Origin of the sequence: Nonomuraea typhae, assembly GCF_009760925.1 — a bacterium.
Classification (GTDB): domain Bacteria; phylum Actinomycetota; class Actinomycetes; order Streptosporangiales; family Streptosporangiaceae; genus Nonomuraea; species Nonomuraea typhae.
In genome coordinates, this window is sequence record NZ_VRLV01000006.1 from 599,680 (window position 1) to 610,019 (window position 10,340).

Genomic DNA, 10,340 nt, shown 5'->3' on the forward strand with positions numbered 1-10,340 from the left:
TCTCATATAGTGCAACAACCTTGTTTGCATATATGAGATTAAAGCAGGCACACTCCCGGCATGTCACAGCCTTCACTCCACGAGCTGTTCCCGGTCGTCTCCAGCGCCCTCGCGGCCGACGCGCTCGACCACCTGAACCTGCCCAACCAGTGCCTGGCCCCGGACGTCGTACCCCTCTCACCCGCGCACACGCTGCTCGGCCGGGCCTTCTGCCTGCGTGCCGAGCCTGCCCGCGAGAAGCGGCCGGCCGTGCCGTACCACGGACTGCTGCGCGCGATGGAGCACGTGCAAGCCGGTGAGATCGTCGTGTTCGGCACCGGAAGGTCCGACGCGGCGGGCGTGTGGGGAGAGCTGATCACCACCGCCTGCCGTACGCGCCGGGTCGCCGGAGCCCTGACCGACGGCCTGGTCCGGGACGCGGCGAAGCTGGCCGGCGGGCCCTTCCCGATCTTCAGCCGGGGGACGGTGCCCTACGACAGCAAGGGCAGACTCGACGTGATCGCGTACGGCGAGGCCGTCACGCTGGACGGCGTGCGGATCCGGCCGGGCGACGTGCTGGTCGGCGACCTGGACGGGGTCACGGTCATCCCGGCCGAGGTCACCGGCCGCGTCGCCGAACTGGTCGCGGGCAAGTGCGCGGCCGAGGACGCCTTCCGCGCCGCGGTCGCCGAGAGCGGCTCGCTCGCCGACGCCTTCCAGCGGCACGGCGTCCTGTGACCTGGTGGAAGCACGGCGCGATCTACCACATCTACCCCCGATCCTTCGCCGACAGCGACGGCGACGGCGTGGGCGACCTGCCGGGCATCACCGCGCGCCTGGACTACCTGTCCTGGCTCGGGGTCGAGGCGATCTGGCTCTCGCCCTTCTACCGCTCACCCCAGCGCGACTTCGGCTACGACATCACCGACCACACCGAGGTGGACCCGCTGTTCGGCACCCTCGCCGACGTCGACCGCCTGCTGGCCGAAGCACACCGCCGCGGGCTGCGCGTGATCCTCGACTTCGTGCCCAACCACACCTCCATCGACCATCGGTGGTTCGCCGCGTCCCGCGCATCCGCGGACGACCCCAAGCGAGACTGGTACATCTGGCGCGATCCCACAGACAACGGGCCGCCCAACAACTGGCGCGCGGTCACCGGCGGGCCGGCCTGGACCCTCGACCCGCGGACCGGCCAGTATTACCTCCACTCGTTCCTGCCCGAGCAGCCCGACCTCAACTGGCGCCACCCGGGGGTACGGCAGGCCATGCACCGGGTGATGCGGTTCTGGCTGGATCGAGGCGTCGACGGCTTCCGCATCGACATGGTCGACTACCTGCTGAAAGACGAACACTTCCGGGACGAGCCCCTCGACCGGCACGGCCGCTACGAGCCCGCGCTGGCCCGCCACCAGCTCAACCAGCCCGGCACCCTGGACCTGCTCAGGGAACTGCGCGCCGTCACCGACGCCTATCCAGGGCGCGTCCTGATCGGCGAGGTGGAATACCGCCTCCCGCTTCCCCGCCTGAGCGGCTACTACGGCCAGGACGACATGCTGCACCTGCCCATCAACTTCTGGCTGCTGTTCACCCCCTGGCAGGCGCACGACCTCCAGACCCTCGTCACCGCCTACGACCGCGCACTGCCCGGGCACGCCTGGCCCAACTGGGTGCTGGGCAGCCACGACATCTCCCGCATGGCTACCCGGCTCGGCCCCGGCCAGGTGCGCGTGGCGCTGATGCTGCTGTTCACCCTGCGCGGCACACCGGTGCTCTACTACGGCGACGAACTCGGCATGACCGACGTGCCGATCCCCCCGCACCAGGCCCGCGACCCCTGGGAGGGACGCGACCCGGCCCGCACTCCGATGCCCTGGACCTCGGCGCCCAACGCCGGATTCAGCCCGCCCGGGGCCCGGCCGTGGCTGCCGCTGGGCGACCCCTCCGTCAACGTCGCCGCCCAGGCATCCGACCCCGGCTCGCCCCTCCGCCTCACCCGCGCCCTGCTCGCGCTGCGCCGCGGACACGCCGCACTGAGAGACGGGTCGTACGAGCCCGCGCCCGCCCCCGACGGCGTGCTCGCCTACCGGCGCAGCCATGCCGGCGAAGACGTGCTGATCACGCTCAACCTCACCGACGCCGCCCTGGACCTCCCGATCCCCGGCACACCACTGCTGTCCACCCATGGGGGAACAAGCCCCGTGCTACGCCCTCACGAGGGACGCGTCACCCTGCTCAGCGGACCAGCCGGCAGCGTCCACAACGAGGCCATGGGGAGGGCACGGAGCTTCTCGCCGAAAGCCAGTGCCTGCTCGCCGGTGTAGAGGACGAAGCCGGCACGGAAGCGGGCACCGAGCCGGTCAGCCAAATGGCGCAGGCCGCGGAAGTCGTCGCTTCGCACGGTTTCCGCGGCCTTGATCTCGATGCCGATCACCTCCCCGGAGGCATGCTCCAGGACGACGTCCACCTCGACCTTGTCGCGATCTCGGTAGTGGAAGAGCTGGACCGGCTCGTTGGCCCAGGTGAGCTGACGTGCCACCTCGCCGATCGCGAAATTCTCGAGCAACGGGCCGACGGGGGCGGTGACGTCTCTGGCGCGTTCGGGTGACATCCCGATGAGCCGGCCGGCGAGCCCGCTGTCCGTGACCAGCAGTTTCGGCGTGGAGATCGCGCGGCGGGTGAGGTTCGACGACCAGGCCGGTATGCGCTTGATGACGAAGACCAGTTCCAGGAGGTCCAGATAGCGGGAGAGCGTCATCCTGAGAAGGCCCACGTCGCCCGCGATCGACTGGACGACGGCGAGCCCGCCCATCCGGGCGGCGATGACGCTGAGGAGCCTGCGCATCTCCGCCGGCCGTTCGATGTCGGAGATCTGGCGCACGTCCCTGCTTATCAGGTCGGTGATGTAGGAGTCGAAGAACCTGCTCCGGCGGCGTCCGGGGTCTCGCCGGACCGCTTCTGGATAGCCGCCCCGCAGGGCTTTGTCCACGTAGTCGTGCTTGCGTAGCGGGCAGGGAGGCATGGTGACGTCGACGCCGCGGGAGAAGACATAGTCCACGAACCCGTCTGGACTGCCGTCGATCTCCCCTTGAGACAGTGGCCACAACTCGATCGTCTCCGTCCGTCCGGGCAGGGCGTCGGGGAGATCGCGCAGGCCGAGGAGGCGGGCGGAGCCGGTGAGGAGGTAGCGACCCGCGCGTGGGTCCCGGTCGACCTCGTGCTTGATCGGCAGGAGTAGCCGAGGAGCGCGCTGGATCTCATCGATCAGGAGAAGCCCGTCGTGGTGGACGAAGGCCACGGGATCTTCTTCGGCTGCGGACAGAACGGCGGGATCGTCCAGATAGAGTCGCCGGGCGTTGTCCGTTTCGTCGGCGATCAAGCTCGCCAGCGTGCTCTTTCCAACCTGCCGAGCGCCGTTCACCACGACGACCCGCGTGTCCGAGAGCGCGTCGAGCACCATCGTCTGGGCGCGGCGAGGGAACAAGGATGGACCTGTCACAGTGACGAAACTTACCGCAGGTCAGGCCAGATGTGTGAGCGTTCTGCCGGATAGTGTGTGAGCGTTCTGCCGGATAGTGTGTGAGCGTTCTGCCGGGACAGTTGCCCCGGATGGCGGGGTGTGGGCCGGGCCAGGCAGTACAAGAGCTCGGCCGCCCTCCTCGATCGTGCGCTGTGCTCCGCCGGCTAGGTGCCCACCTCGAAGACGACGTCGTAGAAGTCGCCCCGGTATGTCGAGCGGCCCCACTCGACCACGCCGCCGGAACGGTCCCACGCCTGGCGATCCACCAGGAAGGACGGCAGGCCGGGCACCGCATCCAGCAGGGCGGCCTCGTCCTCGCCGAGGGCGATGGCGGAGACCCGGTGGACGGCGCGCTCGACGCGCACATTCCAGCGTTCCCTCAGCGTGGCGTACAGGGACATGTCATCGCGGAGGACCCGGGCGAGGGAGGGGAAGCGGCGCGCGGACAGGTACGTGTGCTCGATCGCGATCGGGGTTCCGTCGGCGCAGCGGAGGCGGCGGAGTTCCAGGACGCGCTCGCCCGGCTGCAGGCCGAGGCGGTCGGCCAGGGCGGCACCGGCTTTGCGGGTGCGGGCGGAGAGGATGCGGGCCGACGGGGTCAGGCCCCGGGCCCGCATCTCCTCGCTGAAGGAGGCCATGGTGGTGCCCTGTTGCAGCTTCGGCTCGGCGACGTACGTGCCGGCGCCGCTCGAGCGGCGGATCAGGCCGAGCATGACCAGCTCGTCGATCTTCTGCCGGGCCGTACCCCTGGCCACCCCGTAACGCTCGGCCAGCGAGCGCTCCGAGGGGAGCAGGGTGCCGGGCGGCAGGGCGCGCACCATGAGCTCCAGGATCTCCCTGATCTGCTCGCCCTTGTTGCGGTCCGGTTCGAGCGACGCGGGCAGCGCGAGATCGTGGAAGCTGTCGTGAGGGGTGCGCGCCATGGCCCCAATCTATGGTCAGCGGACGTCGCTGATGCGGAACACCGCGATCATGTCAGCGCCCCTGGCGCCGGTCGAGAAGGAGGCTTCCGCGCCGACCCAGCCGCGGAAGGCGCCGCTGTCATCGATGATCTGCATGAGCGGTTTGACGTGGGAGTTGCCGGTGTAGCAGAACTGCTTGCGCTCCATCGCCAGGCAGGTGCACCAGTGCCACAACGTGTCGCGGCGGTCGGAGCTGGAGATCTTGGTGAGGTAGTACTGGATGGAGCTGACGTTCGCCTTCGTGCCGCCGCCGTAGTTGGGGCAGCCGCCGGACTTCTGGCAGGCGCCCTTGGCCGACGGCTGCAGATAGGTCAGGCACCAGGTGGTCGTCGTGCAGGTGCGGAAGGCGGAGTGGCCGAACCGCTGGCCGGCGGAGTTGACGATCCTGCCGCCCGCCCAGCTCGTCAGGTCCTGCCGGAGCGTGCCGGGGAACGCCCGCACCGAGCTCATCGCCCGGCGGGTGGCGAAGGAGGCGTTGCTGCCGTAGCCGTACCCGTGGGTGGCCAGCGTGCTCTGCTTGAAGTCCAGGCGGGCCAGCTTCCCGTCGGACGAGGGGCGGACGGACCACTGTTCGGTCCACGTCTGGGCGATCTTCCAGCGGATGCTCACGACATTTCCCGACACGGTGTAGGTGCCGGTGCGGTTCTCGTCGGGCGCCCCGGTGAAGCCGCCGGCGGTGAGGACCCGGCAGGTGCGCGCCCGGGACGCCGAGCCGCCCGCCTTGGTGGAGCAGCCCGCGTCGGGCGTGGTGCCGGTGGGCTGGCGGGCCTCGGGGTTGCGCTGCCACCACAGGTACATGGCCGAGGTCACCGTGCCGTCGGGGGAGAAGCGGTAGCTGCCGAGCCGTACCCAGTTCTCCCGGGACTCGGCCTTCAGGTGGCCTTGCGAGACGACGTAGGTGGCCTTGCCGCCCGGCAGGGCCGCGCTGGTGGCGGCGGCTGCCGGGCCGGATGGGGTGACGCCGCTGGTGAGGACGAAGGTCAGGACCGCCGCCACGAGGGAAGAAACCGTGCGCATCAAGCCTCCCGAGCATTTACGGACCTCGCCGATTCTGCCGGAGGGAGGCTATCTGGTCTATACCGGAATCAGATCGCCCACACTCGGGACGACAGGGCCGAAGAGGTCGCCGATCGTGGTCAGCGCCGCCGTCTGCAGGACCGCAGAGGGTACGGCGGAGCCGTCCGGGGCGGCCAGAGACCGGGTGGCCGTGGCCTCGGCGACCACCGTGGGCCGGTAGCCGAGGTTGAAGGCCCCTTGCGCGGTGAAGGTGACGCACATGTGGGTCATGAACCCGGCCAGCACCAGCTCCCTGCCCGCGCCCAGGTCCCGCAGCGTCTTCTCCAGGCCGGTCTCGTGGAAGGCGTTCGGGAACCGCTTGACCACGACCGGCTCGCCGCCGGCTGGGGCGACCTCCGCGCTGATGGCCCCGATCTCGGCGCGGATGTCGTACGGGGTGCCCTCGCCGCCGTCGTTGACGACGTGCACGACCCGGCTGCCCGCGGCCCGGGCGGCGGCCAGCAGGCGAGCACCGGCCACCAGGGCCGGTTCTGCACCGTCCAGGGCCATGACGCCGCGCCGGTAGGTGTTCTGGAAGTCGATCATGATGAGCGTGGCATCGGCCAGCCGGGGCAGCTCGTTGCCGAGGCCGGACAGCTCACGCAGGCTCGTGGACACGGTCATGGAAGGGCTCCAATCAGAAGGGCCTTTGAACGCTTCAAAGGCCGAGCGAAACGTTTTAATAGCCGGGCGAACGCCTCGAAGGCCAACTGGACGCTGTTGGCCCGGGCGGCGCTGCAAGGCCACGCGGATGCCTTGAGGCCGGGTGAAGGTTTCACGTGGCAGTTGAAACGTTTTAACCACCGGGTGAAACGTTTTGGCAGGTCAAACAGCGGGTGCGGCGGTGCCGTACCCCTCGGAATGGGTTGTCAGGTGGTGCGGAAGCGGCGGCGGTAGGCCGCGGGGGTGGTGCCGATCTGCTTGCGGAGCGCCCGGTGGAGGGTTTCCACCGAGCCGAGCCCGCAGGCGGCGGCGACCTGGTCAAGGGGCTGGTCGGTGCTCTCCAGCAGGCGGCGGGCCGTTTCGACGCGGGCGGCTTCGACGTAGGCGGCAGGCGTGGTGCCGGTCTCCTGGCGGAAGACCCGGGCGAAGTGGCGTTCGCTCAGGCACATGCGCGTCGCGAGCGCACGCGCGGACAGGTCGCCGTCCAGGTGGTCGGCGATGTACATGCGCAGGTCGTCGATGTCCCGCCGGGCGGCGGGCGGCCGGCTGAGGGGGACGGAGAATTGGCTCTGCCCGCCCTGGCGCTTCAGGTACATCACCAACTGCCGGGCCACCGCCAGGGCGACCTCCTCTCCGAGGTCCTCGGCCACCAGCGCGAGCGCGAGATCCATGCAGGCGCTGATGCCCGCCCCTGTCCAGACGTTCCCGCACCGGACGAAGATCGGGTCGGGATCGACGGTGACCGCCGGGTGCTCGGCCGCCAGTTGCGCGGCGGTGGACCAGTGGGTGGTGGCCGTCTTGCCGTCCAGCAGCCCGGCCGCGGCCAGCAGGTGCGCGCCCACGCACACCGACGCCACCCGCCGGGCGAGGGGCGCGGCGTCCTTCAGCCAGGTCACCACGTCCTGGTCGATCCGGGCGAGCGGCCCCGCCGGGCCCAGGTCCACGGCGCCGGGGATCAGCAGCGTGTCCAGCACGCCGCTGACCTCGGCGAAGGTGAGGTCCGCGACCAGCCGTACGCCCGCCGACGTGGTGACCGTCCCGGGCGTACGGCCGGCGAGCTGCACCTGGTAGCCCGCCTCACCGCCGGTCTCCCGGTTGGCCAGCGCGAAGACCTCGGCCGGGCCGGTGACGTCGAGGAGGTCGACATCGGGGAAGACCGCGATGACGATGCGGCGGTTTGTGGACATGTGCCTATCGTGGCTGGTCAGGGGCTATGACGGCAATGACGGGGTTCTGTCATATCCGGACGCATGTAGAGTGTCCTGCGTGACTGCCGGGTCGGCCATGGGCCATGAGCGAGTGGGGTACCCGGCCAAGGCGTGAGCGGTCGGCGGGCGCGTGGCCCGCCGCGTTCCAGCTGTTTCAGCTCGCCTTTGCCGATGAAAGCTCATGAAATCCATGGAGAAGAATGTCGTTCGACTTCAACACGAAGATCATTGAAGAGTTCCGAGCCAACAGGGGACAGGTAGGCGCCCCCTTCGAAGGCGCCCGGCTGCTGCTTCTCACCACGACGGGGGCGCGGTCGGGAGACCGGCACACCGTCCCGCTCGGGTACCTGCCCGACGGGGGAGCGCAGGTGCTGGTGATCGCCTCGGCCAACGGGGCGCCCCGCCATCCGGCGTGGTACCACAACCTGCTGGCCAACCCCGTCGTCACAGTCGAGGACGGGATCTTCACCTACGAGGCGCAGGCCACCGCCCTGGAGGGCGAGGAACGCGCCGCGGCCTGGGCGCGGGCGGTCGAGGCCGACCCGGGCTGGGCTGACTACCAGGCCAGGACGTCACGGGTGATCCCTGTGATCTCGCTCAAGGGCATCGACGGCGGGCCGCCGCCGGGCAGGTCCTTCGGCGAGGCGCTCAGGATGATCCACGACGCCTTCCGCCGGGAGCTCACCCTGATCCGCAAGGAGGTCGCGGCCTCCGGGCCGGGGCTGGGGGCGCAGTTGCGGGTCAACTGCCTCACCCTGTGCCAGGGACTGCACGTGCATCACACGCACGAGGACGCGGGGCTGTTTCCCGCGGTCTCGGCGCAGCATCCCGAACTGGCCGAGGTGATGGACCGGCTGCGTGCCGAGCACGAGCGGGTGGCCGTGCTGCTGGAACGGCTGCAGGAGGTCGTCTCGGCCCCCTCCGCCGACCCGGCGGAGGCACTGGCCGAGGTGGAACGCCTGGCCGAGGAGGTGGAGCGGCACCTCGACTACGAGGAGGAGCAGCTCATCCCCCTCCTCGACCCTGCGTAGCAAGGGGCCCGCCTAGCAAGGGACCGGTGTGGCGAAGGACCGGCGTAGCAAGGGGCCCGCGTGACAAGGGGCCGGTGTGGCGAAGGACCGGCGTAGCGAGGGGCCCGCGTAGCGAGGGACCCGCGTAGCAAGGGGCCGGCGTGACGAGGGACCGGTGTGGCGAACGTGGGTCTCGGGAGTGTGGCTCCCGAGACCCGGTTCACGCGGGTGATCCGGCCCAGAGCGGGCACCGGCAGCGGGGTGTTCGCCCGGATGTGGGATTCGAAGACCTCGATGTCGCGGCCCTTCTCCACCCGATCGGTGCCCGTTGAAACCCGTCACCACCGGTGGCGATGAAGGAGTCGGCCGTCACCCGGTACCTCCCGGCCGGGGGCGGATCCGGCGGCGTACGCCGGGTTCACGCGGTGGTCCCGGCGTCCACGGTGAGGGCGGCGCCGGTGATGTTGCGTCCGCCCGGCCCGGCCAGGTGCAGGACGGTGGCGGCGATGTCGTCCGGGTGCGCGTAGCGGCCCAGCGCGGTGTAGGAGCGCTCGGAGTCGGCGTCGGGCCCGTCGGCGGGGTTCATCTCGGTGTCCGTGGAGCCGGGATGGACGAGGTTGGCGGTGATGTCCAGCGGCCCCAGGTCGCGGGCGAGCCCTTTGGTGAGCCCGATCAGCGCCGACTTGCTCATCGCGTACAACGTCCATCCCGCGTACGGGACCCGCTCGGCGAGGCTGCTGCCGATCGTGACGATCCGCCCGCCCTCCTTCATGTACGGCACCGCCGCCTGGGCCAGCAGGAACGCGGCGCGGGCGTGCACCGCCAGCGTCCGGTCCACTTCCTCCAGCGTGATCTCCTCCAGTGGGCCGTAGGGGGCGATGCCGGCGTTGTTCACCAGGATGTCCAGGCGGCCCAGTGTCCGTACGGTGTGGTCCACGGCGGCGCGCAGCGCGTGCTCGTCGGCGGCCTCGGCCTGGATGGCGGTGCCGCGCGGGCCGGCGGTCTCGATCGCGGCCACCACCTCGCGGGCCCGGGTTTCGGCGCTGGCGTAGGTGATCGCCACGTCGGCGCCCGCTCCGGCCAGCGCGCGGGCGATGGCGGCGCCGATGCCCCTGCTGCCGCCGGTGACGAGGGCGGCCTTGCCGTACAGCATGATGATCCTCCCATAAGCGGAATCAATTCCGTTTGAGAGTAAGCGGAATTGGTTCCGGTTAGCAAGGGGTCGATAGTGTTGGCCCGTGACGCGCGAACGGGCCGACGCCGCCAGGAACCGGGCGAAGATCCTCGCCGTGGCGGCCGGCATCGTCGCCACCCGGGGCATCGACGGCCTGGCCATGGCCGACGTCGCGGCCGCCTCCGGGGTCGGGGTCGGCACGCTGTACCGGCGCTTCGGCGACCGGTCCGGGCTGGCCTACGCGCTCATCGACGCCAAGGAACGCGAGTTCCAGGAGGCATTTCTGGCCGGGCCGCCGCCGCTCGGGCCCGGCGCGCCGCCCGGCGAGCGGGTGCGCGCCTTTCTGCACGCGCTGACCGACCGCACGTTCGCCCAGCTCGACCTGCTGCTCATGGCCGAGACCGCCGGGCCGTACGCGCGCTTCGGCGGCGCCTATGAGGCATACCACCGGCACCTGGCCCTGCTGATCGGCCAGGCGCGCCCCGAGGCCGACGCCGCCTTCACCGCCGACGCCCTGCTCGCTCCGCTGACCGCGAACCTGGTCAGCCACCGCGGGCGCACTCCCGCCGAGCTCAAGGCCGGTTTCGACGGGCTGCTCACGGGGTTGTTCCCCGGTTAGCGGCGCGTTGGCGGGATATTCGCGACATGCACCGGTAGCGTGGCCTGACTCCGCCGGACGGGCCGGGAGAGCGGGGAGAACGGTCAAGGCGGCACGATCTACCCCTGTGGTCTGGTGGAATCTAGTGCTGTGAGTGGTAAGACCTGGCG

At 70.5% G+C, this 10,340-nt stretch carries 10 protein-coding genes; 4 read left to right on the forward strand and 6 right to left on the reverse strand.

All coding sequences use genetic code 11. The features are described from left to right. Window positions 1-60: 60 nt before the first annotated feature. Window positions 61-717: an RraA family protein gene (locus FVE25_RS25650; protein ID WP_157249576.1), complete on the forward strand. Its 657-nt coding sequence runs from the start codon at window positions 61-63 to the stop codon at window positions 715-717. Further along, window positions 714-2,303 (forward strand): alpha-amylase family glycosyl hydrolase, encoded by a 1,590-nt coding sequence (locus tag FVE25_RS25655; RefSeq protein ID WP_157249577.1) that lies wholly within the window; start codon window positions 714-716, stop codon window positions 2,301-2,303. Before FVE25_RS25650 ends, FVE25_RS25655 begins: the two co-directional genes overlap by 4 nt. On the opposite strand, the gene FVE25_RS25660 is transcribed toward FVE25_RS25655, so the two are convergent. From FVE25_RS25660 to FVE25_RS25680, 5 genes are all read right to left on the reverse strand, one after another. After that, window positions 2,192-3,463, reverse strand: coding sequence for an ATP-binding protein (locus tag FVE25_RS25660; protein WP_246267422.1), 1,272 nt, complete (start codon window positions 3,461-3,463; stop codon window positions 2,192-2,194). The genes FVE25_RS25655 and FVE25_RS25660 overlap by 112 nt on opposite strands. 200 nt (window positions 3,464-3,663) lie before the next feature. Next, on the reverse strand, window positions 3,664-4,422 hold the full coding sequence (locus tag FVE25_RS25665; protein WP_157249578.1) for a GntR family transcriptional regulator: 759 nt from the start codon (window positions 4,420-4,422) through the stop codon (window positions 3,664-3,666). A gap of 15 nt (window positions 4,423-4,437) precedes the next feature. After that, window positions 4,438-5,478 (reverse strand): hypothetical protein, encoded by a 1,041-nt coding sequence (locus FVE25_RS25670; RefSeq protein ID WP_157249579.1) that lies wholly within the window; start codon window positions 5,476-5,478, stop codon window positions 4,438-4,440. A gap of 57 nt (window positions 5,479-5,535) precedes the next feature. Next, window positions 5,536-6,141, reverse strand: coding sequence for an isochorismatase family protein (locus FVE25_RS25675; RefSeq protein WP_157249580.1), 606 nt, complete (start codon window positions 6,139-6,141; stop codon window positions 5,536-5,538). A 245-nt stretch (window positions 6,142-6,386) separates the two neighbouring features. Beyond that, complete coding sequence (locus FVE25_RS25680; protein ID WP_157249581.1) at window positions 6,387-7,367, reverse strand: GlxA family transcriptional regulator; 981 nt, start codon at window positions 7,365-7,367, stop codon at window positions 6,387-6,389. 221 nt (window positions 7,368-7,588) lie between these two features. Between FVE25_RS25680 and FVE25_RS25685 the strand changes: the two genes are divergently transcribed. Next, window positions 7,589-8,419 (forward strand): nitroreductase/quinone reductase family protein, encoded by an 831-nt coding sequence (locus FVE25_RS25685; RefSeq protein ID WP_157249582.1) that lies wholly within the window; start codon window positions 7,589-7,591, stop codon window positions 8,417-8,419. A gap of 397 nt (window positions 8,420-8,816) precedes the next feature. Here FVE25_RS25685 and FVE25_RS25690 read toward each other — a convergent pair whose 3' ends face one another. After that, the gene (locus tag FVE25_RS25690; RefSeq protein WP_219825628.1) at window positions 8,817-9,551 is read right to left on the reverse strand and encodes an SDR family NAD(P)-dependent oxidoreductase; all 735 of its coding nucleotides are present in this window, start codon (window positions 9,549-9,551) and stop codon (window positions 8,817-8,819) included. 85 nt (window positions 9,552-9,636) lie between these two features. Here FVE25_RS25690 and FVE25_RS25695 point away from each other — a divergent pair, with 85 nt between their 5' ends. Continuing rightward, on the forward strand, window positions 9,637-10,191 hold the full coding sequence (locus FVE25_RS25695; protein WP_157249583.1) for a TetR/AcrR family transcriptional regulator: 555 nt from the start codon (window positions 9,637-9,639) through the stop codon (window positions 10,189-10,191). The last annotated feature ends 149 nt before the right edge of the window (window positions 10,192-10,340 follow it).